18 protein-coding genes are annotated in these 25,402 nt (G+C 69.4%); 14 read left to right on the forward strand and 4 right to left on the reverse strand.

The window, feature by feature from the left end; all coding sequences use genetic code 11:
* The 3 genes from AB7V09_RS00770 to AB7V09_RS00780 all read left to right on the forward strand — a co-directional run bounded on the left by AB7V09_RS00770 (position 1) and on the right by AB7V09_RS00780 (position 2,559).
* Positions 1-675 carry an ATP-dependent Clp protease proteolytic subunit gene (locus AB7V09_RS00770; RefSeq protein WP_003786600.1) on the forward strand — a complete coding sequence of 225 codons (675 nt, stop codon included), beginning with the start codon at positions 1-3 and terminating at the stop codon, positions 673-675.
* Between the two features lie 253 nt (positions 676-928).
* On the forward strand, positions 929-2,230 hold the full coding sequence (clpX, locus tag AB7V09_RS00775) for an ATP-dependent Clp protease ATP-binding subunit ClpX (RefSeq protein WP_043538119.1): 1,302 nt from the start codon (positions 929-931) through the stop codon (positions 2,228-2,230).
* The gene (locus tag AB7V09_RS00780) at positions 2,227-2,559 is read left to right on the forward strand and encodes a chorismate mutase (RefSeq protein ID WP_075374932.1); all 333 of its coding nucleotides are present in this window, start codon (positions 2,227-2,229) and stop codon (positions 2,557-2,559) included. The genes clpX and AB7V09_RS00780 overlap by 4 nt, the downstream gene beginning before the upstream one ends.
* Positions 2,560-2,692: 133 nt before the next feature.
* On the opposite strand, the gene AB7V09_RS00785 is transcribed toward AB7V09_RS00780, so the two are convergent.
* Both AB7V09_RS00785 and AB7V09_RS00790 read right to left on the reverse strand, forming a co-directional pair.
* Positions 2,693-4,594 carry an AMP-dependent synthetase/ligase gene (locus tag AB7V09_RS00785; RefSeq protein ID WP_419142637.1) on the reverse strand — a complete coding sequence of 634 codons (1,902 nt, stop codon included), beginning with the start codon at positions 4,592-4,594 and terminating at the stop codon, positions 2,693-2,695.
* 47 nt (positions 4,595-4,641) lie between these two features.
* On the reverse strand, positions 4,642-6,534 hold the full coding sequence (locus AB7V09_RS00790) for an AMP-dependent synthetase/ligase (protein WP_309336013.1): 1,893 nt from the start codon (positions 6,532-6,534) through the stop codon (positions 4,642-4,644).
* Between the two features lie 312 nt (positions 6,535-6,846).
* On the opposite strand from AB7V09_RS00790, the gene AB7V09_RS00795 reads away from it, so the two are divergent.
* The 5 genes from AB7V09_RS00795 (at position 6,847) to AB7V09_RS00815 (ending at position 13,078) form a co-directional block, all read left to right on the forward strand.
* Positions 6,847-8,139 (forward strand): ABC transporter substrate-binding protein, encoded by a 1,293-nt coding sequence (locus tag AB7V09_RS00795; RefSeq protein WP_075415092.1) that lies wholly within the window; start codon positions 6,847-6,849, stop codon positions 8,137-8,139.
* A gap of 81 nt (positions 8,140-8,220) precedes the next feature.
* Positions 8,221-9,258 (forward strand): carbohydrate ABC transporter permease, encoded by a 1,038-nt coding sequence (locus AB7V09_RS00800; protein ID WP_009747866.1) that lies wholly within the window; start codon positions 8,221-8,223, stop codon positions 9,256-9,258.
* Entirely contained in the window at positions 9,255-10,118 is an 864-nt protein-coding gene (locus AB7V09_RS00805; protein ID WP_075415094.1) for a carbohydrate ABC transporter permease, read from the forward strand. Before AB7V09_RS00800 ends, AB7V09_RS00805 begins: the two co-directional genes overlap by 4 nt.
* Before the next feature lie 187 nt (positions 10,119-10,305).
* On the forward strand, positions 10,306-12,084 hold the full coding sequence (locus tag AB7V09_RS00810; protein ID WP_075415095.1) for a glycoside hydrolase family 13 protein: 1,779 nt from the start codon (positions 10,306-10,308) through the stop codon (positions 12,082-12,084).
* Entirely contained in the window at positions 12,065-13,078 is a 1,014-nt protein-coding gene (locus tag AB7V09_RS00815) for a LacI family DNA-binding transcriptional regulator (protein ID WP_075415096.1), read from the forward strand. Before AB7V09_RS00810 ends, AB7V09_RS00815 begins: the two co-directional genes overlap by 20 nt.
* 29 nt (positions 13,079-13,107) lie before the next feature.
* Here the strand turns inward: AB7V09_RS00815 and AB7V09_RS00820 are convergent, their stop codons facing one another.
* The gene (locus AB7V09_RS00820) at positions 13,108-13,653 is read right to left on the reverse strand and encodes a GNAT family N-acetyltransferase (RefSeq protein ID WP_075415097.1); all 546 of its coding nucleotides are present in this window, start codon (positions 13,651-13,653) and stop codon (positions 13,108-13,110) included.
* A gap of 113 nt (positions 13,654-13,766) precedes the next feature.
* The gene (gene valS / locus AB7V09_RS00825; protein WP_419142638.1) at positions 13,767-16,583 is read right to left on the reverse strand and encodes a valine--tRNA ligase; all 2,817 of its coding nucleotides are present in this window, start codon (positions 16,581-16,583) and stop codon (positions 13,767-13,769) included.
* 212 nt (positions 16,584-16,795) lie between these two features.
* Between valS and arc the strand changes: the two genes are divergently transcribed.
* From arc to AB7V09_RS00855, 6 genes are all read left to right on the forward strand, one after another.
* Complete coding sequence (gene arc, locus AB7V09_RS00830) at positions 16,796-18,445, forward strand: proteasome ATPase (RefSeq protein ID WP_419142639.1); 1,650 nt, start codon at positions 16,796-16,798, stop codon at positions 18,443-18,445.
* 5 nt (positions 18,446-18,450) lie between these two features.
* Complete coding sequence (locus AB7V09_RS00835) at positions 18,451-20,226, forward strand: proteasome accessory factor PafA2 family protein (RefSeq protein WP_419142640.1); 1,776 nt, start codon at positions 18,451-18,453, stop codon at positions 20,224-20,226.
* The gene (locus AB7V09_RS00840; protein WP_003786115.1) at positions 20,223-20,411 is read left to right on the forward strand and encodes a ubiquitin-like protein Pup; all 189 of its coding nucleotides are present in this window, start codon (positions 20,223-20,225) and stop codon (positions 20,409-20,411) included. Before AB7V09_RS00835 ends, AB7V09_RS00840 begins: the two co-directional genes overlap by 4 nt.
* Positions 20,408-21,952 carry a proteasome accessory factor PafA2 family protein gene (locus AB7V09_RS00845; RefSeq protein ID WP_419142641.1) on the forward strand — a complete coding sequence of 515 codons (1,545 nt, stop codon included), beginning with the start codon at positions 20,408-20,410 and terminating at the stop codon, positions 21,950-21,952. Before AB7V09_RS00840 ends, AB7V09_RS00845 begins: the two co-directional genes overlap by 4 nt.
* A 403-nt stretch (positions 21,953-22,355) precedes the next feature.
* The gene (locus AB7V09_RS00850; RefSeq protein WP_419142642.1) at positions 22,356-22,991 is read left to right on the forward strand and encodes an ECF transporter S component; all 636 of its coding nucleotides are present in this window, start codon (positions 22,356-22,358) and stop codon (positions 22,989-22,991) included.
* A 70-nt stretch (positions 22,992-23,061) separates the two neighbouring features.
* Positions 23,062-25,395, forward strand: a complete 2,334-nt coding sequence (locus tag AB7V09_RS00855; protein WP_419142773.1) for an ATP-binding cassette domain-containing protein — start codon at positions 23,062-23,064, stop codon at positions 25,393-25,395.
* Positions 25,396-25,402: the final 7 nt, after the last annotated feature.

A 25,402-nucleotide genomic window follows, 5' to 3' on the forward strand; every position in this document is an offset into this window, starting at 1 on the left:
ATGTCCTCGACCCGTCCCTACTTCGAGGCCATCGCCCGCCAGGCCGGTGCCATGCCGCAGGCCCGTTACGTGCTGCCCCAGTTCGAGGAGCGCACCGCCTACGGCTTCAAGCGTCAGGACCCCTACGCCAAGCTCTTCGAGGACCGCATCGTCTTCATGGGCGTTCAGGTCGACGACGCCTCTGCCGACGACATCATGGCCCAGCTCCTGGTCCTGGAGTCCCAGGACCCAGACGGTCTCATCACCATGTACATCAACAGTCCCGGCGGATCCTTCACGGCGCTGACGGCCATCTACGACACCATGCAGTACATCAAGCCGCAGGTGCAGACCGTCTGCCTGGGGCAGGCGGCCTCCGCAGCCGCCGTGCTCCTGGCTGCCGGCAGCGAGGGCAAGCGTCTGGCTCTGCCCAACGCGCGCGTCCTCATCCACCAGCCCGCCATGGAGGGGATGCAGGGCCAGGCCAGCGACATCGAGATCGTCGCCAATGAGATCGACCGCATGCGCTCCTGGTTGGAGGACACCCTGGCCGCGCACACCGGACGGGACCGCGAGAAGATCCACGCCGACCTCGAGCGCGACAAGATTCTCACGGCTGCCGCCGCCAAGGAGTACGGGATCGTGGACCAGGTGCTCACTTCTCGCAAGGCCCCGGCCTCTCCGCACTCCTCCTGAGGGGTGCCGGGATGCAGGCCGGGCCGTCGGCGCCGTGCTGAGGCCGTGTGTGGCGCTCCCTCTCATGACCGGTGGGGGCGCCGCACACGCAGCCGGTGGAAATAAGTCCAGTAAACCCTGGCAGCATGGCGCCCAACGTGGCATATTGCGGACTGGACACGCCGCCATGCACTCGGCGCACCTGCCGTCTGAGCCCGTAGGCTGACGTAGGGCCGCCCGGGCGCGGGGGCCGATGACGAACCTGGAGGAAACTGTGGCACGTAACGCCGAGAGTGTGGATCTGCTCAAGTGCTCCTTCTGCGGCAAGAGCCAGAAGCAGGTCAAGAAGCTCATCGCCGGGCCCGGTGTCTACATCTGCGACGAGTGCATCGAGCTGTGCAATGAGATCGTCGACGAGGAGCTGAGCGACTCAGGCGCCGGAGTTCCTCTCGAGTTGCCCAAGCCCCAGGAGATCTTCGACTTCCTCAACCAGTACGTCATCGGACAGGAGGCTGCCAAGCGCGCCATGAGCGTGGCGGTCTACAACCACTACAAGCGCGTCCAGGTCAAGGAGCGCTCCGTGGCCGAGGGGGACGGCCTGGAGCTGGGTAAGTCCAACATCCTTCTGCTGGGTCCCACCGGAACCGGTAAGACTCACCTGGCCCGAACCCTGGCCCGCCTCCTCGACGTCCCCTTCGCCATCGTCGATGCCACGGCTCTGACCGAGGCGGGGTATGTCGGCGAGGACGTGGAGAACATCCTCCTCAAGCTCATCCAGGCCGCTGACGGCGACGTCAAGCGTGCTGAGAAGGGCATCATCTACATCGACGAGATCGACAAGATCGGTCGCAAGGCGGAGAACCCGTCGATCACCCGCGACGTCTCGGGTGAGGGTGTCCAGCAGGCACTGCTCAAGATCATCGAGGGAACGACGGCCTCCGTGCCGCCCGGCGGTGGGCGCAAGCACCCGCACCAGGAGTTCCTGGAGATCGACACCACCAACATTCTCTTCATCGCCGCGGGCGCTTTCGCCGGTATTGAGGAGATCGTGCGCCAGCGTCAGCGCAAGGAGTCCGGGGCCCAGATGGTGGGCTTCGGGGCGCAGCTGACCGGCAGCACGGGATCGCAGGACGTCTTCACCTCACCGGTGCGCCCCGAGGACCTTCACAAGTTCGGCCTCATCCCCGAGTTCATCGGCCGCCTGCCCGTCATCGCCACGGTTCAGGACCTGGGGGTGCGTGAGCTCGTGCGTGTCATGACCGAGCCCAAGAACGCTCTGGTCTCCCAATACCAGTACCTCTTCAGTCTCGACGGCGTCGAACTCGAGCTGACCGATGCCGCCATTGAAGCGGTGGCCTCCCTCGCCCTGGAGCGCAAGACCGGCGCCCGGGGACTGACCTCCATCGTCGAGGAGGTCCTGGGACAGGCCATGTTCGAGGTTCCCTCCCTGCCCGAGGTCGGGCGCGTCGTCGTCGACGCCGATGCCGTCAGGGGTACCGGCAAGCCCAGCTACCAGTCCGGTTCGGGAACGCTGCGCTCGACGAGCAAGATGGGGGAGCGGAGCCGGACCGCATGAGCGAGGAGCAGGGCGGCGTCCCCCCTCAGCTGGCCGTCTATCGGGCCACCATCGACAATCTCGACGCCGCCCTTGTCCATCTCCTGGCTGAGCGCTTCCGCTGCACTCAGCAAGTGGGCCTGCTCAAGGCCCAACTGGACCTGCCGCCGGCCGACCCCGGGCGCGAGCGGCAGCAGGTGGCGCGTCTGCGGTCCCTGGCCGAGGAGTCCGGCCTGGACCCGATCTTCGCCGAGAAGTTCTTCACCTTCATCGTCGCCGAGGTCATCCAGCACCACGAGGAGATCCGCGACGACCACGAGGCCGAGCGGGCCAAGCAGACCGAACTGTAGGAACCGCCGGAGGCGTCCGGTCAGGTGACCTACCGGTGACTCGCAGCGACAAGAGCCGTCCAGGTCGGGCGAGCCAGAAGCGCGGTCCTGGAGCAGCCGGCGGGCCGAGCCCAGTGGGCTCTCGCGGCGGCCTTCAGCCCTGCGACGGTGAGACGGTGGTGCCGGGAATGAGCGGGGTACGCGTGTAGAGAGCCTCGATCTCGGCCCAGAAGCGCTTCTCCGCCTCGGCGCGGCGTACCTTGAGCGAGGGAGTCAGCAAGCCGTTGGCCACGGTGAAGTCCGTGGGCAGCACCTCGAAGGTGCGGATCGACTCCGCCCGTGAGACCGCCTCGTTGGTCCGGGCCACCGCCTTCTCCAGGGCGGCGCGCACCCGCGGGTCCCGGGCGGCGTCGACCACCGTCATCTCCTCCAGCCCGTGGGAGGACAGCCACAGAGGCAGCATCTCCGCATCCAGGGTGAGGAGCGCACCGATGCAGGGACGGTTCTCCCCGACGACGAGTACCTGGCTGACCAGTGGGTGACCCCGCAGGCGGTCCTCCAGAGGGGCCGGGGCGACGTTCTTCCCACCGGCGGTGACAATGAGCTCCTTCTTGCGCCCCGTGATCCGCAGGAAGCCCTCGGCGCCTTCGAAGGAGCCGATGTCCCCGGTTCGCAGCCAGCCGTCGTCGGTGAAGGCCTCGGCCGTGGCCTCGGGGTTGTTGTGGTAGCCCGTGAAGGTGCCGATGCCCCGGACCAGGATCTCCCCGTCGTCGGCCAGGCGGAGCGAGCAGCCGGGCAGTGGGGTGCCGACAGTCCCGATCCGGGTGGCCTGGGGCAGGTTGACGCTGCACGGACCCATCGTCTCGGTCAGGCCATAGCCCTCCAGGACGGTGACTCCGGCGCCGCGGTAGAAGTGCCCCAGGCGCTCGCCCAAAGGCCCGCCCCCGGAGACCACGTGCGTGACCTGCCCACCCAGCACGGAGCGCAGGGTGGCGAAGACGAGCTTGTCGAAGGCGGCGCGCTGAGCCTTGAGCCGGCGCGACGGGCCCTGCGGGGTGTCCAGGGCCCGGGAGTACGCGATCGCGGTCTTGGCCGCCAGCCGGAAGACCTTCTGCTTGGCGCCGGTCGCCTTGGCATCGGCGGCGTTATAGATCTTCTCGAACACCCGGGGGACGGCCAGGACCGCGGTGGGCCGGAAGGAGCCCAGGTCGTTGAGGAGATTACGCACGTCGGGCACGTGCCCCAGTACGCCCGCGCGCGAGCAGACGACCGCGATCTCCACGAACCGGCCGAGAACGTGGGCCAGGGGCAGGAACAGCAGGAAACGGACCTCGGCCCCGCCCAGGACCTCGGGCACGTGCGGGCAGACGTTGACGCACAGGTGCACGAGGTTGCCGTGGCTGAGCTCGACACCCTTGGGGCGGCCGGTCGTGCCGGAGGTGTAGACGATGGTGGCCAGGGACTGTGAGGTCAGGGCCGCGGCGCGCCGGTCGAGCTCGCCGGCATCCACGCCTCGACCGGCCTTGATGAGCCCCAGGACGTCCTCGCGCTCGATGCACAGCACCTGCAGGCTCTCGAGCTCGGGCACGGTGGAGGTCAGTGCGCCGACCATGGAGGCCATGGCCTCGTTCTCCACGACGATGAGCCTGACGCCGGCGTCGGTGAGGATCCACTGGGCCTGCTCGGCTGAGGAGGTCTCGTAGACGGGGACGACGACGAGGCCCGCCTCCCAGGCGGCGAAGTCCAGAAGCGTCCACTCGTACGACGTGTGCGACATGATGCCGATGGCGTCTCCGGGCTGAAGACCTCGGGCCACCAGACCCGCGGCCACCTCACGCACCTGGGTGCGGAAGGCGCTGGCGCTCATCTCTCGCCAGCGCCGCCCCAAGGGGGACTTGCGGGCGATGAGCCCGCCGTCGGGACTGCGGCGCACGCGCTCGGCCAGCGCCCAGGGCGTCGTCATGCCGTCGTGAACCGGGACCAGGAGCTCGGTGGCGTGCTCCTCGGAGGAGACGGAGGGGCTGGGGTCGGCCGGTCGGACTGAGGCGTCGGTCATGATGGCAAGTATGCCCGCCCGAGGCCGCCGGCGAGGTTTGCTCCCGTTTACTCCTGCGGCCCTTTGCGCGTGGAGCTGTAGATGTCCGCGATGACGTCGGCGTGGGCCTCCATGACCGGGCCGCGCTTGACCTTCAGCGACGGGGTGAGCAGGCCGTTGGCCTCGGTGAAGTCGGTGGCCAGCACCCGGAAGGTACGGATCGACTCGGCCCGGGAGACTGCGCGGTTCGTGCGCGCCACGGCCCGGTCCAGGGCGGCGAGCACCTGCGGGTGGGAGGAGGCCTCAACCACGTCCATCGCCGCCAGCCCGTGGTTGCGCAGCCACTGGGGGAGCATCTCCTTGTCCAGGGTGATGAGCGCGGAGATGAAGGGCTCCCCGTCCCCGATGACGAGCACCTGGCTGATGAGCGGGTGACCGCGCAGGCGGTCCTCGAGCTGGGCGGGGGCGACGTTCTTGCCTCCGGCGGTGACGATGAGCTCCTTCTTGCGTCCGGTGATGCGCAGGTAGCCGTCCTCGTCGAGGGCACCGATGTCACCGGTGCGGAACCAGCCGTCGGCGGTGAAGGCCTCGGCGGTGGCCGAGGGGTTGTTGTGGTAGGTGGAGAAGACTCCGATACCGCGGACCTGGATCTCCTCATCCTCACCGATGCGGATCTCGTTGCCGCAGACGGGCGGGCCGACGGTGCCGATCTTGTTGAGCCAGTCGGTGTTGACGCTGACCGGGCCGATGGTCTCGGTCAGGCCGTAGCCCTCCAGGATGGCCAGGCCCAGGCCGCGGTAGAAGTGCCCCAGGCGCTGCCCCAGCGGCCCTCCGCCGGAGATGATGAAACGGGCATTGGGTCCCATGAGTCCCCGGATCTTGCGGAAGACGAGACGGTCGGCCATGGCGTGCGCCCGACGCAGGCCGCGGGAGGGGCCCTGAGGGGTGTCCAGAGCGCGGGAGTAGGCGATGGCGACCTTGGCGGCCCAACGGAACAGCTTGAGCTTGGCGCCGCTGCCGGCCTTGGCATCGGCGGCGTTGTAGATCTTCTCCAGGACGCGCGGGACGGCCAGGATGTAGGAGGGAGCGAAGGACTGCAGGTCGGGCAGGAGGGTCTTGGCGTCGGGGGTGTGGCCCAGCACGCCCTCGCCGGCCAGGGACAGCAGCTGGAGGCAGCGGGCGTAGACGTGTGCCAGCGGCAGGAACAGCAGCAGGCGCACGTTGGTGCCCCACAGGACTCCGGGCAGGTAGCGCACCCCGTGATACGGGATGCCGACGGCGTTGCGGTGGGTGAGCTCGACGCCCTTGGGGCGGCCCGTGGTACCGGAGGTGTAGATGATGGAGTAGACGTCGTCGACCGTGAGGGCGTTGGAGCGCTGGTCGACCTGGGAGGGGCTGACGCCCGAGCCCGCCTGGACGATGGTGGTGATCGCGTCCGCGTCCAGGGCGAGGACCCTCACCGGCTGCTCGATACCGGCGACGGCGCCGCGCACGAGCTCGGCCAGCGTGCCGCTCTCGGTGATGACCACACGCACGTCGGCGTCGGTGACGATCCACTCGACCTGCTCGGCCGAGCTCGTCTCGTAGATGGGCACGGAGATGAGGCCCGCGCGGGCGATGGCCATGTCCAGGAGGAACCAGTCGTAGGAGGTGTGCGCCATGATGCCGACGGCGGTGCCCGCTTCCAGCCCCATGCCGATGAGACCCGCGGCCACGTGGGCCACCTCCTCGCCGAAGGCTCGGGCCGAGACCTCCTGCCAGTCCCCCGACAGGGGCGACTTGCGGGCCACCAGTGGCCGGTCGCCGCTGCGGGCGATGCGGTCGGCGAGCAGCCACGGCACCGACCAGTGCGCCTCGGGCTGGAAGGGGATCTCGGTGCTGGAGACCCCGCCGGCCATGTGGCCGGGATAGCGCGGCGGCCTGGTGCTGGTGGCCTGGGGCGAGGAGGGGTGAGAGCTCACGGCCTCATTGTGTCAGGCGACGGTCAGGGCGGCGCACCGTTGAGGTGAGAGAAGGAGAGCGGTGCTGTGGAGGTTTTCACAGGCGGTACGCGGTGGTCTCGTGGGGATCGCGGGGTGCGGGTGGTGGGAAGGCAGCCTGCGGTTCGGAGGTTCCTCTCAAGGATTCTGAGACGACAAGCGCGAATTAGGTTTGACCGGTCGGTTGCAGATGTGTAACGTGCATCTCATGCCCAAGTCGACGCGCGTCGACGATGTGGGTCCTTCCGGAACGGAGCCGGTGGGCTCCGCAGCAGTTTCAAGGAGGAAACACACATGACACCCCTACCCCGTCGTCAGTTCATCCAGGGCTCGGCCCTGGCTGCGGCACTGGCCTCCGTCGGGGCCTGCGCCACCTCCCACGGAGACGACGACGGCCCCGTCACTTTTGAAGGCACCGGACCGATCACCTGGGTCCAGGGCAAGGACAACTCGGGCGGCAAGGTGCAGGCCAGGATCGATGAGTGGAACAAGGCTCATCCCGGTGAGGAGGTCAAGCTCATCGAGCTCTCCGCCGAGGCCGACCAGCAGCGCACCGCTCTCGTCAACGCCGCCAGAATCAACTCCAACGCCTACGACGTCGTCTCCCTGGACAATGTCTGGGTCTCGGAGTTCGCCGCCAACCGGTGGGTGGTCGAGTTGCCCCAGGACGAGCTCAAGAATGACGACATCCTGGAACCCGTCTGGAAGACGGGCGTGTACAAGGACAAGCTCTTCGCGGTCCCCTTCGTCACTGATGCTCCGATGATGTACTACCGCAAGGACTTCCTGGCGAAGGCCGGTGTGGCGGTCCCCAAGACCTGGGATGAGGTCAAGGCCGCCATCGACAAGGTCCGGGCCCTGCCCGACCACAAGGACATCGGAGGGTTCGGCGGTCAGTTCGCCAAGTATGAGGGCCTGACCTGCTGCGCCTCGGAGTTCATCCACACCGCCGGCGGTGGCTTCTACAACGAAGACGCCCAGGTCATCCTTGACTCCACCGAGTCGGCCACCGGTCTGCAGTGGCTCATCGACGGCTTCGCCAAGGGCTACATCCCCAAGGAGTCCCTGGAGTGGAAGGAGGAGGACGGACGTAACGCCTTCGAGTCGGGCGACCTCCTCTTCTACCGGCAGTGGCCCTACCAGTACGCCAACAACAAGGAGTCCCTGGGAACGGAGAAGTTCGACGTCGCACCGCTACCGAGCATCGACGGCAAGTCCTTCGTCTCCACGCTGGGTGGGCACAACTGCGCCATCACCAAGGGTTCCAAGAACAAGGCGACCGCCTTGAAGTTCGTCAAGTGGTGGATCAACGAGGAGTCCCAGCGCTACCAGCTCAAGACCCAGACGCTCGCACCAATCCTCGGATCCCTCTATGAGGATCCCGAGCTCCTCAAGGAGTTCCCCTACCTGCCGATCCTCAAGAAGAGCCTCGAGAACGCCAAGAGCCGTCCTCAGGCCGTCTACTACGGCGACGTCACCGCGAAGATCCAGGACAACATCTATCCCGCGATCCAGCAGCCGGGGAGCCGGTCCTCCAAGGACGTCATCGCCGGCCTGAGCAGCAACCTGAAGAAGCTGGAGGGGTAAGGCCACAGCAACGGCCGCCGCCGCGGGCGGCGCTCCCTGAGACAAATCGGTCATGTCAACAAGGACGGTCAAAGGACAGTCATGAGTACCACGACGCACTCCGAGCAAGTCGTCAATCACCAGTCCAAGAGCTCCAAGGCGCAGGCCCGTCTGGCCTGGATGCTCATCTCGCCCACGGTGCTGGTGCTGACGATCGTCATCCTCATCCCCATCGCTCAGTCCCTCTACCAGTCGCTCTTCGGGCGTCCCCGGCTGAAGGACGACGGCTTCTTCTCCACCACTGAGCCCTTTGTGGGCCTGAAGAACTACACCGACATCTTCTCCAGCGCCGGTGAGAGGTTCTGGGTGGCCTTCTACAACACGACCCTCTTCGGCGTGGTCACCGTGGTCCTGGAGACCGTTCTGGGCGTGGCCATGGCGCTCATCATGCACAAGGCGATGAAGGGGCGCGGCATTGTGCGCGCCTCCATCCTCGTGCCCTGGGCGATCCCCACCGCCGTCTCCGCCATCCTGTGGGGGTGGATCTTCAACCAGAACGGTGTCGCCAACGCCATCCTGGGCCGGCACGTCATGTGGGCCTCGGGGGACCTGAGCGCCAAGGCGGCCATCATCATCGCCGACGTGTGGAAGACGGCCCCCTACATCGGGCTGCTCACCCTGGCCGGGCTCCAGCTCATTCCCGATGAGGTCTACGAGGCCGCCAAGATCGACGGCGCGAGCGCCTGGAAACGCTTCACCTCCATCACCCTGCCGCTGGTCAAGCCCGCGCTCGTCGTGGCCGTGGTCTTCCGTGCCCTGGACGCCCTGCGCATGTTCGACCTGCCCTACATCCTCATCGGCCCCAGGAAGGGCAGCGTGGAGACCCTCTCCATGCTGGTCCAGGACGAGAGCTCCAACTCCCGCTACGGCAGCGCCGCGGCCTACGCCCTCATCCTGTTCCTCTACGTCTTCGTCTTCGCCGTCGCGTTCTTGAAGATCACCAACACCGACATCAGTGGTAACGACGAGGCCCGACGCAAGCGCAATGAGCGCAAGCTGCCGGTCAGCGCCTTCTTCAAGCGCTCCGGCTCCTCCACCCCGGCCTCCCAGACGGCTACTGAAAGGAGCCAGCAGGCATGAGCACCTCCACCGCCGCACCGGTCCGCAAGACCAAGAGGGACTGGGGAAGCCTCTTCTCCACCGTCGGCATCGTCCTCATCGTCATCTACTGCCTGGCGCCCTTCTACTGGATGCTGGTCTCCTCCCTGCGCCCCGACAGTGAGATCTTCGAGAACAGCTGGTGGCCCCGCCACCCCTCCTTCGAGAACTACAAGGCGGTCTTCTCCGAGAAGAACGACTTCGCCAACGGCCTCATCAACTCCCTGGTCGTCTCGATCATCGTGACGATCGTGGCGCTGGCGGTGGCGACTTTCACCGCTTACGCCCTGGCGCGCCTCGACTTCCGGGGCAAGGGTGTGTTGATGCTCCTCATCATCGCCACCTCGATGTTCCCGCTCGTGGCCATCATTGTGCCCCTGCTGAAGAACTTCGCCGCCTGGGGCTGGACGGACACCTATCAGGCGATGATCGTCCCGGATCTGTCCTTCTCTCTGCCGCTGGCGGTGTGGAACCTGACGAGCTTCTTCCGGCAGATGCCCCAGGAGCTCGAGCAGTCCGCCATGGTTGACGGATGCACCCCCGGCCAGGCCTTCCGCAAGGTCATCCTCCCGCTGGCCGCGCCGGGAATCTTCACCACCGCCATCATCATCTTCATCGGCGCCTGGAACGAGTTCCTCGTGGCCGTCACGATGATTATCAACCCCTCCATGCAGCCGGCCACGGTGCTGCTGTCGAAGTTCACCGGGGACTCCCAGTTCAACACGCCCTTCGGCTCACAGATGGCGGCGGGAGTCATCATGACGCTGCCGCTGGTCATCATGGTGCTGCTCTTCCAGCGCCGGATCGTGGCCGGACTGGCCGCAGGAGGTCTCAAGCAGTAGGGCGGCTGTAAGCCCGGGCCCGGCTCACCGGAGAGCCATCCCATTAACCGTTCGTCTCTGCGGGGCGGCACCACCGTGCTGCCGCCCCGCAGAGGGCGTTCGGGACGAGGCCGGCTGCCTCCGACCTCCTACTCCCTCATCTTCACCCACCTGACCGCAGCGCCGCGGCCTGACATAGGACCTGTTCATGACCTCGACCAGTGCCCGCCCGCAGGGCCTCCTGCCGCGCACCGACACCGACGCCTGGTGGCGCGATGCTGTCATCTACCAGATCTACCCGCGCTCCTTCGCCGACGCCAACGGCGACGGTATCGGTGATATCCAAGGGATCCGCGAGCACGTCGACCACCTGGTGGCGCTCGGCGTGGACGCCGTGTGGCTCTCGCCCTTCTACCCCTCGCCCCAGGTCGACGCCGGCTACGACGTCTCGGACTACTTCGACCTGGCTCCCGAGTATGGGTCCCTGCAGGATCTCGACGCCCTCATCGCCGACCTCCATGAGGCCGGCATCCGCGTCATCGTCGACCTGGTGCCCAACCACTCCTCCGACCAGCACGCCTGGTTCCGCGCCGCCCTGGAGGCGGGTCCGGGGTCCCCCGAGCGCGACCGCTACATCTTCCGCCACAGCGACGACGGCGCCCCGAACAACTGGGGCTCGCTCTTCGGCGGGCCGGCCTGGCAGCCGGTGGAGCCACTCACCGGCCGCAGTGAGGACCGGGGCTGGTACTACCTCCACCTGTTCGCAGCTGAGCAACCCGACTTCAACTGGTCCAACGCGGACGTCCACGAGCACTTCCGCACCTTCCTGCGCTTCTGGGTGGAGCGTGGTATCGAAGGCTTCCGCGTGGACGTCGCCCATGGTCTGGTCAAGGCCGAGGGCCTGCCCGACGACGACCTCGGCCCCGACCGGTGGAACGTCGCCGGCTCCCCGGATGAGGACGCGGCCCATGAGAAGCTGCCCGATGTCGGACCCGCCTTCAACCAGCCCGGGGTCCACGACATCTACCGTGAGTGGCGCCGTGTCCTGGACGAGGTCGGCGAGGACATCCTCCTGGTCGCCGAGGCCTGGGTGCCCACGGAGGCTGATGCCGCCCAGTACGTGCGCGCCGACGAGATGAGCCAGGCCTTCAACTTCCCCTTCCTGGGCGCCGGATGGGACGCCGACGCGCTGCGCCGTGTCATCGATGTCTCCCTGAGCGAATACGGCGCCGTGGGGGCGCCCGCCACCTGGGTGCTGTCCAACCACGACGTCGTGCGCCACGCCTCCCGCCTGGCCTACCCCGCCGACATGGACACCGACCCCGGGATCGGCCCCAAGGACCCCCAGCCCGACGCCGAGCTCGGCCTGGCCCGAGCGCGCGCCGCCACCCTGTTCATGCTGGGGCTGCCCGGCAGCGCCTACCTCTACCAGGGCGAGGAGCTCGGACTGCCCGAGCACACCACCATGGAGGACGAGGCCCGCCAGGACCCCCTGTGGGAGCGCACCAACCACCTCGTACCGGGGCGCGACGGCTGCCGGGTCCCCCTGCCCTGGACGCGGGACGGGGCCTCCTACGGCTACAACGCCACCGGCCGCACCTGGCTGCCCCAACCCGAGGGCTGGGGAGAGTACTCGCCCCAGGCCCAGGAGGGGCACGAGGACTCCACCCTCACCCTGTACCGGCGGGCCATCGCCCTGCGCCGCGAGCTCCGACTCGGGCGCGGGTCAGTGGAGTGGCTGGACAGCGAGCCCGGGGTCCTGCACCTGCGCAACGGCACCACCGCGATCGTTCTCAACACCACCGAGCAGCCGGTGACGATCGAGGGGGCCGGCAGGACCCTCATCACCTCCTGGCGCCGGAGCGAGACTGACGGGTCGACTGCAGCGAATGCCGTGGAGGCTGCGGGCGCCGTCGTCTTACCACCCAACGGCGCCTGCTGGCTGGATGCCTCCGCCGGAGGAACCGATGGCGGCGACCCGCGCTGATGTGGCCCGGGCGGCGGGGGTGTCGCCCTCGACCGTCACCTACGTCCTGAGCGGTCAGCGCTCGACGAGCTCGAGCACGCGGGAGCGGGTCATGCGGGCCGTGCGCGAGCTCGACTACCACCCCAACACCGCTGCCCGCTCACTGGCCTCGCGGGTGCTGCGCACCGTGGGAGTCCTCTTCCGGCGCCAGCGCTCCACGATCGACGCCAACGACCTGGACTACGTCGATGGTGTGCGTCGCGCACTGACGCCCAGCGGAATCCAGGTCGTCATCCCGGTCATGACCTCCTCGGCGCCGCTGATCGAACTGCGCTCGCTCGTGCGCTCCGGCGCCCTGGGCGGGGTGGTTCTCATGGACGTGGCCGACGGCGATGAGCGCGAGGCGATGCTGCTGGAGGAGAAGGTTCCCACCGTCCTCATCGGATCCTCGGATCGCGCCGGTGGGGCGCCCGGCATTGACGCGAACTTCGCTCAGATGGCCCGAACCGGTGTGGAGCACCTGTCCGAGCTCGGGCACCGTCGCATCGTCGCGCTCATGCGGGAGACCGCCTCCGATGACGCTCACGCCCGCCAGGACCAGGCCCGCGAGCTCCTGCGCGCCGCCCAGGAGCTGGGGGTGGAGGTCCTGGTGCGCCAGGTGCCGGAAGCGGCGCTGGCCGGAGCCGAGATCGTGGGAGCCGGCGGCCTCATCGAGGGGTGCAGCGCCGTCCTGTCCAACAACCCCGCCGCCGTGGTGGGACTGGCCTGCGCGGCGCAGGCTCACGGGCTGTCCGTTCCCGCCGACTTGTCCGTGCTCACCCTCGGGATCACCCAGGGCAGCGGCCGCCACGGGGAGGCCTTCAGCGAGCTCAGCGTAGACCGGGAGGCCATGGGGGTCGAGGCGGGCTCGCTCCTGCTCAGATGCCTCAGAGGAGAACCGGACCAGGCCCAGCACCGAGGGCTCATGCCCGCCGTCCTCACCGACCGCGGCTCCACGGCGCGCTGTTCGATTTAGCCGGAGCCGGTATGGAGTCTGCCTACTCCCTACTTCGGGCGCTCCACATGCTTGACGAAACGGAAGGAACGCTCTTTGTCCTTGTCGGGGTCGGAGGGATCCGGATGGCGCTCGTTGAAGAACTCCACGATATGAAAACCGCACTTGTTGACGTAGAAGTGGATGTTGCGCACCTCGAAGTAAGGGGTCACCAGCTCCCACTCCCGCACATCGGGGTACGCCTCCTCGATGGCGGTCCATGCGCGTGCGCCGATGCCGCGCCCGTGCGCGCTCGCATTGATCGCGATAATCTCGACCTCTCCGCGATCTCCCTCCACTGTGAGGATAACGCCGCCGACCGCAGTGCCGTCCTCAATGATGCGTAGAGCCTGGGCATCGGACCTGCTGAGTGACTCCTCAATGTCCTCTCGCGGAAGGATCGGAGGGGCGGCGGGGTTGACGGTTCCGTCCTCGAGCAGGGATGTGTCGATGAATGAGTCTCGTGCGTCGCCCACGAAGTGCTCGAAGGCCTCCTGCAGGTCGGCGATGAAGGACTCGCGGTCGGCGGCATCCAGGGGCTTCAGGCTGATCGTCATCGAGACGAGTGTATGAGACCGTCGTCAGGGAGCGCTGAGCAGATCGACGACGACGGTGGCGCCGCCCAAGGGGGACGGCGCCACCGTTCGTCACAGGACCGGGTGCTCGCGGCTCACTTCTTCTTGGCCGGGGCCTCGCCGAGCTCGGCGGCGGTCACGGCCACCGGGGAAGCGCCTTCAGCCGAGTCGGCTGCCGGGGCGGCCTGCTCCACAGTGAAGGTGCCAGTCACCTTGGCGGCCTCCGTCAGGTCCGCACGCACCGCCTCGATGGCCTCGGCGTACTCGGGCCGGTCGGCAGCAACGGCCAGCGTCACCGAGAGGATCGGCGTCTTCTGACTCGTCTTGGCCTCCGACTTCACCTTGCGCAGTGCCGCCAGGGCGACTCCCGCCCGGGCCACCAGCTCGGCGTCGGCCCCGGCGGAGGCCTCCCGCAGACCATCGGACTGCGGCCAGGCGGCCCTGTGCACCGAGCCGGTGCGGTACCAGCTCCACACCTCCTCGGTCGCGAAGGGCAGGAAGGGGGCCAGCAGGCGCACGAAGGTGTCCACGGCGATCGCCAGCGTCGCCCGCGCCGAGCGGACGGCGGCCGCGTCGTGAGATCCGTCGAAGTCATTGGCCCGGTCCTTGACCAGCTCGATGTAGTCATCGCAGAAGGTCCAGAAGAAGGACTCGGTGACCTCCAGGGCCCGGGCGTGACCGAACTCCTCGAAGGCCGCCGTGGCGGCGTCGACGACATCGGCCAGAGCCGCCAGGACCGCACGGTCGATCGGCTCACTGACCACCGAGGCGTCCAGGCAGGGGGCGGGGGCCGCGGCCACGGTGGCCTCATCGGCGTCCCACGGGAGCCCCATGGACAGGGCGAACTTGGAGGCGTTGAGGACCTTGATGGCCAGGCGACGGCCGATCTTGATCTGGGTCTCCTCGAAGGCCGCGTCCAGGCCCAGGCGGGCCGAGCTGGCCCAGTAGCGCACGGCGTCGGAGCCGTACTGCTCCAGCAGGCCCATGGGGGTGACGACATTGCCCTTCGACTTGGACATCTTCTTGTGGTCGGAGTCCAGGATCCAGCCCGACAGGCCGGCATTCGTCCACGGCAGGGCCGCGAACTCCAGGTTCGCGCGCACCACCGTGGTGAACAGCCAGGTGCGGATGATGTCCTGCCCCTGCGGGCGCAGGTCCATCGGGTAGACCCGGCCGAAGAGGTCCTCGTCGCTCAGCCAGCCCGAGGCCAGCTGGGGAGAGAGGGAGGAAGTGGCCCAGGTGTCCATGATGTCGAGTTCACCGACGAAACCACCGGGCTCGCCGCGCTGGTCCTCGGTGTAGCCGGCCGGGACGTCGGAGGAGGGGTCCACGGGCAGCTCGGACTCGGCCGGCGTCAGGATCGCGTTGTAGTCGACCTCGCCGTCGGCCCCGACCTGGTACCACAGCGGGAAGGGGACGCCGAAGAAGCGCTGACGCGAGACCAGCCAGTCGTTGTTGAGGCCGCGCACCCAGTTCTCGTAGCGCACGCGCATGAAGTCGGGGTGGAACTCCAGCTGGCGGCCGCGCGCGAGCAGCTCCTCGCGCAGGTCTGCGCCGGAGGCCGGGTTCGTCCACTCCTTGCCGCCGTTGCGGATGTACCACTGGCGGGAGGTGACGATCTCCAGGGGCTTGTCGCCCTTCTCGAAGAAGTTGGTCTGACGCACCGTCTTGACGGGCTCGCCGCGCATCTCACCGGTCTGGGCCAGGCGGGCCACGAGGGCCTCGCGGGCCGAGAAGGTGGTCTTGCCGGCCATGGCCTCGTACATCTCGCGGCCGGCCGGGGAGGTGATCCACTCGGGGGTCTCGGTCTCGATGCGCCCGTCCTTGCGCAGGATCGCTCGCAGCGGCAGCTGCAGGTCGCGCCACCAGTCGATGTCCGTGGTGTCACCGAAGGTGCAGCACATGGCGATGCCGGCGCCCTTGTCCTTCTCCGCGGCCGGGTGCGGCAGGACCGGCACCTCGACGCCGAAGACGGGGGAGGACACGGTGGTGCCGAACAGGGGCTGGTAGCGCTCGTCGTCGGGGTGGGCCACCAGGGCCACGCACGCGGGCAGCAGCTCGGGGCGGGTGGTCTCGATGCACACGTCGACGCCGTTCTCCACCGGGGCGCCGGCGGCCTCGGCCTTGGCGGCGGCGGCCTCATCGACGATGTGGAAGGCCAGGCGGTGGTAGAAGCCGGGGTACTCGCGCGACTCCAGCTCGGCCTGAGCCACCGCCGTCTGGAAGGTGACGTCCCACAGACCGGGCGCCGCGGCCTGGTAGGCCTCCCCGCGCTCGAGGTTGTGCAGGAAGGCGGTCTGGGCGACCTTGCGGGCCCGCTCGCCAATGGTCTGGTAGGTGTGCGACCAGTCCACGCTCAGGCCCAGGCGGCGCCACAGGGCCTCGAACTGCTTCTCGTCCTCCACCGTGAGGCGCTCGCACAGCTCGACGAAGTTGCGACGCGAGACCGGCACCTGGTCGCGCGCCTTGATCGACTTGCCCTCCCCGCCGGTGTGCGGGGGAGTGAAGTCCGGGTCGTAGGGCAGGGAGGGGTCGCAGCGCACCCCGAAGTAGTTCTGGACGCGGCGCTCCGTGGGCAGGCCGTTGTCGTCCCAGCCCATGGGGTAGAACACCGCCTTGCCGCGCATGCGCTGGAAGCGGGCCACGGTGTCGGTGTGGGTGTAGGAGAAGACGTGCCCCACGTGCAGGGAGCCGGAGACCGTCGGCGGCGGGGTGTCGATGGAGAAGACCTCGGCGCGCTCGGCGCTGCGGTCGAAGGCGTAGGTCCCCTCGGACTCCCAGCGCTCGCCCCAGGTGGTCTCCAGGCCGTCGGTCGACACCTTGGCCGGCACTCGCGGGCTGTGGGGCTCGGAGGGCAGCAGACGGCTGGACGATGATGGGGGAGCGGTGTGGCTCGTGGGGATCTCAGACATGGGTCGATTCTGTCACGGCGGGCCCCGGGGCCTCGACCGGCTGCGGTGTGAGGTCGGCGGGCGTCGGCGGCGCTGCGCCTTCCTCACAGACATGGAATAGACCTGGAATAGACATGGATGCGGGTTACGAAACGGGCGCGGATTGGTACGCTTGTACCAACACGGAGCGAGGGGGACCGCAGCGGCCCCGGCCGCAGTCGAGGAGGACGCGCATGGATGAGAAGCCTGCGGAGCACAAGGACCCGGTGGCGCAGGCGCTGATGGGCGTCTCCCAGGAGCCGTCGGCGCAGGTAGGCGGCCAGTCCGGAGGGGACGTCACCGACCGCCTGCGGGAGCTCAGCGAGCACGCCGGCGTCCTCAGCCGCAAGAACACCCATCTGGCCAACGCCCTCAGGGCGGCGCGCCAGGAGCTGGCAGCCCTCCACGAGGACGTCAAGGCCCTCCAGCTCCCGCCCCTGGCGCACGCCACCGTCCTGGCCGTGGACGCCACCGCACGCACCGCCGACGTCTCCATCGCCGGGCGGCGCCACCGGGTGGGCGTGGGACCCGGCGTCGTGTCCTCCTCCCTCCACCCCGGTGACGACGTCGTCCTCAACGAGCACCTTGTCATCACCGCCACCTGCCCGTCACCGCGCTTCGGGGAGGTCGTCACCGTCAAGGAGACCTACGACGACGGCACCGTCCTGGTCCTGGCCCGTCACGACGAGGAGCAGGTCCTCAGCCTCTCGGAGACCCTGAGCGACCACCGCCCTCGGGTCGGTGACGCCCTCGTGGCCGACTTGGCCGTGCGCATGGCGCTGCGCCCCGTGGTGCGCTCCGAGGTCGAGGAGCTCGTCCTGGAGGAGGTGCCCGACGTCGGGTACGGCGACATCGGGGGACTGGGCGAGCAGATCGAGCTCATCCGCGACGCCGTCGAGCTGCCCTTCCTCCACCCCGACCTCTACCGCGAGCACCGGCTCACCCCGCCGCGCGGGGTGCTGCTCTACGGGCCGCCCGGATGCGGCAAGACCCTCATCGCCAAGGCCGTCGCCGCCTCCCTGGGGGCCGGCGGGCGCGGCGAGGCCTACTTCCTCAACATCAAGGGCCCCCAGCTGCTGGACAAGTACGTGGGGGAGACCGAGCGGCGCATCCGCGTCATCTTCGCCCGCGCCCGGGAGAAGGCGGCCACCGGCGTGCCCGTCGTCGTCTTCTTCGACGAGATGGACTCCCTGTTCCGCACCCGCGGGTCCGGGCGCTCCTCGGACGTGGAGACCACCGTCGTCCCGCAGATGCTCGCCGAGATCGACGGCGTCGACGAGCTCGACAACGTCGTGGTCATCGGTGCTACCAACCGCGAGGACATGATCGACCCGGCGATCCTGCGGCCGGGCCGCCTCGACGTCAAGATCCGCATCGGCAGGCCGGACCGGCGCGGCGCCGCCGAGATCCTGGCGACATACCTGACCCCCGACCTCCCCATCAGCGAGGAGCTCCTGGCGGCACACGGCGACGCGCAGGGCGCGGTGGACGCCCTCATCGAGCAGGTGATCGAGGCCCTCTACACCCGCCGCCGCGCCACCGAGATGGTCGAGCTCACCCGCGCCGACGGGGAGATCGAGATCCTCCACGTCGCCGACCTCGTCAGCGGCGCCATGCTCGCCAACATCGTCGACCGCGCCAAGAAGGCAGCTGTCAAGGACCTGGTCACCAAGGGCAGGCGCGGCCTGACGTCCGAGCACCTGCGCCGCGCCATCATCGAGGAGATCATGGAGAACGAGGGCCTGCCCGCCACCGTCCACCCCGATGACTGGGCCCGCGTCAGCGGGAGGCGCGGTACGCCGGTGGTCTCCATGAGCGTGCTCCAGCGCTCGCGGGAGGAGTGAGTGCCGTGGCGCCGGCGAGCACCCAGCGGGGCCCCGGCCGTGGGGTCACGGTCATGGGCCTGGAGACCGAGTACGGCATCCTCGGAGCCGAGCCCGAGGACGTCGTGGCCGCCTGCCTGGAGGCCGAGGGTGAGGCGGGGCGGAGCCGAGGCGTGCGCTGGGACTACTCCGGGGAGTACCCCCTGCGTGATGCCCGTGGCTTCGAGATGGACCGCGCAGCGGCCGACCCCTCCATGCTCACCGACATCCCCGGAGCCGCCTCCGTCCAGGCCCCCGTCCCCGGACGGGTGCGCACCACCGCCGTCGTGCGCCTGACCGCCCAGGAGGAGGCCTGGCAGCGCGGCACCGCCACCTGCGTGGGCACCGGCGGGCGCCTCTACGTGGACCATGGTCACCCCGAGTACGCCACACCCGAGTGCACCGGTGCCGCACAGGCCGTCCTGGCCGACCGGGCGGGGGACCTCCTGGTGGCCAGCGGGGCCGAGCGGCTGCGCCGGCGCGGGGTGAAGGCCCGGCTGTTCAAGAACAACGTCGACGGCAAGGGCGCCACCTACGGCACCCACGAGAACTACCTCGTGCCCCGCGCCCTCGACTTCGACGACCTCGTCCAGGCCCTGGTCCCCCTGCTCGTGGTCCGCCCGCTCCTGGTGGGCTCGGGCCGGGTCGGCACCGGCGCTATCGCCCAGGGCGCCGACTTCCAGATCAGCCAGCGGGCCGACTACCTGGAGAGGATCGTCGGCCTGGGCACCACAGTGGACCGCCCCCTGGTCAACACCCGCGACGAGCCCCACGCCGACCCTCAGCGCTGGCGCCGTCTTCACTTGGTGGCCGGTGACGCCAACTGCTTCGACACCATCGCCTGGCTCAAGCTCGGCATGACCGCCCTCGTCCTCCAGGTGCTGGCCGACGGCGTCCCCGCCGCCTGGCGCCGCCTGCGTCTGGCAGACCCCGTGACCCAGGCCCGAGACGTCTCCCGTGACACCCGCCTTCAAGGCACGCTGGAGCTGGACGACGGGCGGCGCCTGAGCGCCCTGGAGATCCTGGAGCACTACCTGCAGGCGGTGCGCAGCCACCTGAAGGACCACGGCCGCCCCGTGCCGGCGCCGCAAGGCGACCCCCTGCGCCCGGACCTGGCCGCGCTGGCCGACGGCGCCGATACCGACGGCGCCGAGACCGGCGCGATCCTCACCTTCTGGGAGGCCTCACTGGCCTCCCTGCGCGAGCTGCAGGCCCAGTGCGCCGGTGGCCACGAGCCGGGGGAGTCGCAAGGAGCGGCCGGGCACCTGGAGTGGGTCGCCAAGAAGCAGCTCCTGGACGCCACCGCCCGCCGCCATCCCGGCGCCGGCGGACACGACGTCCTCCACGCCGTCGACCTGGCCTGGTCCGAGCTCTCCCCGGCCGGGAGGGGCCTGGCCGAGCGGGTTCCCGCCGGCGTCGACGCACGCGGTGGGCTCAGCGACGAGGTGGTGGAGGCGGCCCTCGGCCAGCCGCCCACCACGACCCGGGCCTGGCTCAGGGGTAGGCTCGTGAGCGACTTCCCCGGGCAGGTGGTCGCCGCCGGTTGGCACTCCATGGTCCTGGAGACCGGTGAGAGGGCCCAGCGCCGCCTTCCCCTGACCGACCCCCTGTCCTTCACCCGCACCGCCACGGCGCCGGTCCTCAAGGACGCCGCCGACGTCGTCGAGGTCCTCGCGCGCCTCACGGGCGAGCGCCCCGGCGACCCGGGGCGAGCCGCCGAAGCAGTGACCACATCCGCCACCCTGTCAGGAGAGCAGACATGAGTGAGTTCGCCCAGCCGTCCCGCAGCCGCCAGGACGATCCCGCCCCCGACGACGACCCGACCCCCGCCCCCGCCGGCCCCGCCCGAGGCCAGGGCCTGGACTCGGTGCTGGACATGATCGACGACGTCCTGGCCGTCGACGCCCAGGAGTTCGTGCGCGGCTTCGTCCAGAAGGGCGGCCAGTGAGCGCCAGCGCCCCGGGGCCGCGCGTCACCGGCCTGGAGACCGAGTTCGGCCTCCTGTGCGCCCCCGCGGGGCCGTCGGAAGCGACGAAGGAGGACCTGCCGGATGTCGAGCGGGCGGCGGCGCTCATCTTCCGTCACCGGCCGGTCGGCTACCGCAGCACCAACCTCTTCCTGCCCAACGGCGGGCGCCTCTACCTCGACATCGGTGCCCACCCCGAGTACGCCACCGCCGAGTGCGTGAGCGTGCGCGACCTCGTCGCCCAGGACCAGGCCGGCCGGGCGATCCTGGCCGACATGGCCACGCGTGCCGCCGCGGGCCTCTCCCAGGAGGGGACCGCAGTCCGCTTCCACCTCCTGGCCAACAACACCGACTCCGCCGGCCACACCTACGGCTGCCACGAGAGCTACTCCGTGCCCCGCAGCCTGCTCGACGCCACCGACGACGCATCGGCCGCCAGCAGCGAGACCACCATGGCGGTCCTCACCTCCTTCCTGGCCACGCGTCCCGTCCTGGTCGGCTCCGGGCGCCCACTGGCAGGCGGCCCGACGGAGCCGAACGACGGCAGCCGCGGTGCGGGGGAGGAGGCCGCCTGGGGTCTGTCACCGCGCGCTCCCCACCTGCAGGCCCTGACCTCGGCCGACACCACCGGGCAGCGCGCCCTGGTCAACACCCGCGACGAGCCCCACGCCGACGCCACCCGCCTGCGCCGCCTGCACGTCACCTGCGCCGACACCACCATGGCCGAGCCGACGACGGGCCTGCGCAGCGCCGTGACCCTGTTGCTCCTGGACGCCCTCGAGGTGGGATGGGACTTCAGCGACCTGACCCTGGCCGCCCCTCTGGTCACGCTGTCCGCACTGGGGGAGAGCCCCTGGGGGGACGTGCCCGCCACCACCGTCCAGGGCCGGTGCCTGAGCGCCGTCGACATCCAGGAGGCCTTCCTGGAGCGGCTGACCTCCTACCTGGACGACGCCGGAGTGCCGGACTTCCTGTGCGGTGCCGAGCATCTGCTCACCGACTTGGCGCCACGCGTCATCTCCGCGCTGCGCCGCCACGACGACGGCGCCATCGACACCGAGATCGACTGGGCCATCAAGCGTCGCCTCATGCGCGCCCAGCGTGAGCGCCACCCCCAGCTGAGCGGCCAGTCCCTGGAGACCCTGCGCTCGCGGGTGGACCTGGCCTACCACGACCTCAACGCCGAGACCGGACTGGTTCCGCGCCTGGTCGCCCAGGGGGCCATCGTGAATCTGTGCGATCCGGAGGAGATCGAGCGCGCCCGCCAGACGCCACCGGCCACGCGCGCCGCCCTCCGGGGTGCCTTCGTGGCGGCCTGCCTGGAGGTGGGAGCCGACTTCTCCGTCTCCTGGGAGAGCCTGCGCCTGGACTCACCGCCCACTGCGCCCGTGGACCTGCCGGACCCGCTGGAGACGGCCCACGAGGCCGCCGAGTCCCTGACCCAGCGGGTGCTGGACCTGCGCCCCGAGGAGATGCACCGCATCGACCTCGTGGGCCGCGGCGGCCTGGGTGCGCCGGGCTGAGACTCCTGGGGGCCTGGGCCCCGTCGCCCTTGAGTGCTGTCCACTACTAGTTTTTCCCGTCTTTTCAACGGTCGGGCCCGGGTGCTCCCTGACGGCCCGGGGCCTGGTCGACCCTTGCGTGAAGTCCCGAGAAGGAGTAGACACTTAGGTGTGCCTCACCAAAGCCGCGAGGTGTGCCGCCTCTTGGGGTGATGTCTCTGGGTTGGTTCGTTCGGCGTGTCGATGCGCGGCTCGGGTCAGACATTTCTCTGAGCAAGTCAATAATGATAATGATTTGCAAAACGAGTTGGTGGCGGGGTAGATGTGCGGTCATCACGCCGGCGTGCCCGCCCAGGCGCGCCCCGGGCTCCGGCACGAGGCCGGAGCGGTCACCGTGACCCGTGAGAACACGCAAGGAGAAAGCATGAGCACCACCAACCGCACGCCGGTCGCCACTGAGCCGGACAGGCCCTCGGTTCACACCTCATCGCGCTCAGGTCTGGCCGACTCCGCCCTGGGAACCCGCAACCTCATGATGATCGCCGCACTGGCGGTCGTCTCCATGATCCTCCTGGTTCCGCTGAACTACCTGGCTCCGGCGGCGGGAGCCTCCCGAGACGCTGTGCTCCTGGGCTGCGCGATCATGGGGCTGTGGCTCGTGCCGTACCTGCTGCCGGCGACCGTCGTGCGGCGCCCCGGCGCCGTCATGATCGCGGCTCTTCTCATGGGCATCATGTCCGTCTTCACCACTCCGGTCGGCCCCGCGGCCATCGTCGGCAACCTCATCGGCGGGGCCTTCGTCGAGGTGCCCCTGGCCATCCTGCTCTACCGGAAGTGGACCTGGTGGTCCTTCCTCATCTCAGCGGCAACCTTTGGCCTGCTCAACGGCATCATGTACGTCTCCGTCATGGGTGCCTCAGCGGGTATGGCCTCGGCGAGCGCCGGCGTCGTCATCGCCGTGGTCTCGGCCCTGGTTGGCGGCGGCCTCACCATTGTCCTGACCCGACTGCTCAACCGCGCCGGCGTCGGCATCGATCACCGCACGGCCGGCCGTGCCTGAGACAGTGCCGGCCGCACCGGCTGCTCCGGAGGTGGGGCAGCCTCTGGGAGAGCCGGCCGATCCGGCACTGGTGAGCATCGAGGGCCTGAGCGTCCACTACCTCGGACGCGAGAGCTGGGTCCTGGATGCCGTCGACCTGACCCACCTGCGCGCTCAGGTCACCGCCGTCATCGGCCCCTCGGGCTGCGGCAAGACCACCCTCGTGCGTGCGCTGTGCGGCCTCATCCCGCACTGCCTGCCTTCGGAGTACGCCGGCAGCCTGAGACTGGCCGGCACCGAGGTTGCCGACGCCACCGTCCAGAACCTGGCCCAGACCGTCGCCTACGTCGGCCAGAGCCCCGACGCCGCCGTCGTCACCCGCACCGTCCACGACGATGTCGCCTTCCCGCTGCAGAACCTGTGCCTGACCAGGCCGGAGATCACCGCGCGGGTCGAGCAGGCCCTGCGCGCGGTGGGACTCATCGAGCGCATCTGGGACGACCCCTGGACGCTCTCGGGCGGGCAGCGTCAACGGCTCGCGCTGGCCGTCGCCCTGGCCATGCGCCCACAGCTCCTCGTGCTCGACGAGCCGACCAGCACTATCGATGCCACCGGCCGGGAGGAGTTCTACACCCTCATCTCCTCCCTGACCACCTCCGGGACTGCGGTCGTCGTCATCGACCACGACCTCGACCCGGTACTGCCCATCGTCGATCAGGTCCTGGCCCTCAACGCCGACGGGCGGACCATCGCCGTCGGCTCGCCGCGGGAGGTCTTCATGAGCCACCGCCTTGAGCTGAACGATGCCGGAGTGTGGATGCCCCGAGCCCTGCGTGAGGCCGGCGACGACCTCCCCGCGGGGACGCAGGCCTCGGAGGCGGCCCTGACCTGCGCCGAGGCCGGAATCCGAGTGCCGCGGCTCGCTGATCTGTGCGCGGACGGCGAGGTGCGCTACCTGGAGAAACAGGCGCCCGGCTCCGCTGAGAGCTGGCAGCAGGTCGAGGCCATCGACACCCGCGAGGTACTCGCCGGCCGCCCCCGGCCCGAGGCTCGAACCAGTGTCGAGCTGGTCGACCTCGAGGTCCCGGGGCGCGCGCCCCGGGTGTCTCTGCGTCTGGGTGGTGGCGAGCTCGTGGCGCTGGTCGGGCCCAACGGCGCGGGCAAGTCCTCGATCCTGTCCGCCCTGGCCGGACTCGTCCGCTCGCGGGCCGACAAGGCAACGGTCGGTGGCCGGGACGTCGGCAAGGGCAGGCACCTGGTCGGATACGTCTTCCAGAACCCCGAGCACCAGTTCGTGGCCACCACCGTCGGGGCAGAGCTCGCCGTCGGAGGGACCTCGCCGGAGCGGGTCAGTGAGCTCCTCGAGCAGTTCCACCTGGCCGTCCACCGGGACCACCATCCCCTGACCCTCTCGGGCGGCCAGGCCCGCAGGCTCTCGGTGGCCACCATGGTCAGCGAGGAGCGCGACGTCGTCGTCCTCGACGAGCCCACCTACGGGCAGGACTGGGACAACACCTGTGAGCTCATGGACTTCATCGACCAGCTGCGCCACCAGGGCCGCACGGTCATCATGGCCACCCACGACCTCGAGCTCGCCCTGGAGCACTGCACCCACATCGTCGCCCTGCCCGGGGCGGCCGGAACCGGAGCAGCGGACTCGCGCGTCGGTCTGCCCGAGCCCGCCCCGGTACCGCACCGACCCCAGCCACGGCGAGGCCTGTTCACCTCGCTCAACCCCCTCACCCTCTTCGCGTCGGTCCTGCCGGTCATGGTGATGGTCTTCGCTCTGCGCAACCATCACCTCAACCTGGGCGTCCTGCTGACATCCTCGGTCCTCATCGTCGCCGCGCGCGCCTCCCTGAGACGCACCATGGCCTCGGTGGTCGCCCCTTGGGCGGTCACTGCGCTCATGATCTGGATCTTCAGCAGCGGGGTCCACCACCAGGAGACCGCTGCGCGCCTCTACGACCTGGGTGACGCGGTGACGGGAGGGACCGGCATCGGTGCGCTCATCGCACTGGTCCTCGTCTCGGGCGTCTCCACCGACCCCGAGGCCCTCATCCGCACCCTGACCACTACCTTCCACATGCCCTACCGCCTCGGGGCGGCGGGGACCGCGGCCATCGCCTTCATCACCCGCTTCCACGGCGACTTCGTCCTCCTGCGCACCGCCAGGGCGCTGCGCGGGGTCGGCGGCCGCTGGGGGATGCTCGCGCCTGTGGTCCGCTGGATCGGCTCCATCCTGCCGCTGATGATCCTGGCCATCCAGCACGCCGAGCGCGTCGCCCTGTCCATGGACTCACGCGCCTTCGGCGCCCACCGACGGCGCACCGAGATGACCGACGAGCCCTGGAGAGGACGCGACTGGGGAGTCGTCGTTCTCACCTGGGCGCTGGCCCTCATCATCTGGAACACCCTCCGCTGAGGAGACA

The organism is Actinomyces sp. SKVG-SVH-4(1) (assembly GCF_048514265.1).
Classification (GTDB): Bacteria; Actinomycetota; Actinomycetes; order Actinomycetales; family Actinomycetaceae; genus Actinomyces; species Actinomyces oris.

Bases quoted from the DNA above. Each gene is read 5' to 3' on its own strand.
- AB7V09_RS00785 (WP_419142637.1), bottom strand. From the start codon at position 4,594: ATGACCGACGCCTCAGTCCGACCGGCCGACCCCAGCCCCTCCGTCTCC.
- AB7V09_RS00770 (WP_003786600.1), top strand. From the start codon at position 1: ATGTCCTCGACCCGTCCCTACTTCGAGGCCATCGCCCGCCAGGCCGGT.
- arc (WP_419142639.1), top strand. From the start codon at position 16,796: ATGGATGAGAAGCCTGCGGAGCACAAGGACCCGGTGGCGCAGGCGCTG.
- valS (WP_419142638.1), bottom strand. From the start codon at position 16,583: ATGTCTGAGATCCCCACGAGCCACACCGCTCCCCCATCATCGTCCAGC.
- AB7V09_RS00800 (WP_009747866.1), top strand. From the start codon at position 8,221: ATGAGTACCACGACGCACTCCGAGCAAGTCGTCAATCACCAGTCCAAG.
- AB7V09_RS00820 (WP_075415097.1), bottom strand. From the start codon at position 13,653: ATGACGATCAGCCTGAAGCCCCTGGATGCCGCCGACCGCGAGTCCTTC.
- AB7V09_RS00780 (WP_075374932.1), top strand. From the start codon at position 2,227: ATGAGCGAGGAGCAGGGCGGCGTCCCCCCTCAGCTGGCCGTCTATCGG.
- AB7V09_RS00805 (WP_075415094.1), top strand. From the start codon at position 9,255: ATGAGCACCTCCACCGCCGCACCGGTCCGCAAGACCAAGAGGGACTGG.
- AB7V09_RS00810 (WP_075415095.1), top strand. From the start codon at position 10,306: ATGACCTCGACCAGTGCCCGCCCGCAGGGCCTCCTGCCGCGCACCGAC.
- AB7V09_RS00840 (WP_003786115.1), top strand. From the start codon at position 20,223: ATGAGTGAGTTCGCCCAGCCGTCCCGCAGCCGCCAGGACGATCCCGCC.
- AB7V09_RS00850 (WP_419142642.1), top strand. From the start codon at position 22,356: ATGAGCACCACCAACCGCACGCCGGTCGCCACTGAGCCGGACAGGCCC.
- AB7V09_RS00815 (WP_075415096.1), top strand. From the start codon at position 12,065: ATGGCGGCGACCCGCGCTGATGTGGCCCGGGCGGCGGGGGTGTCGCCC.
- AB7V09_RS00795 (WP_075415092.1), top strand. From the start codon at position 6,847: ATGACACCCCTACCCCGTCGTCAGTTCATCCAGGGCTCGGCCCTGGCT.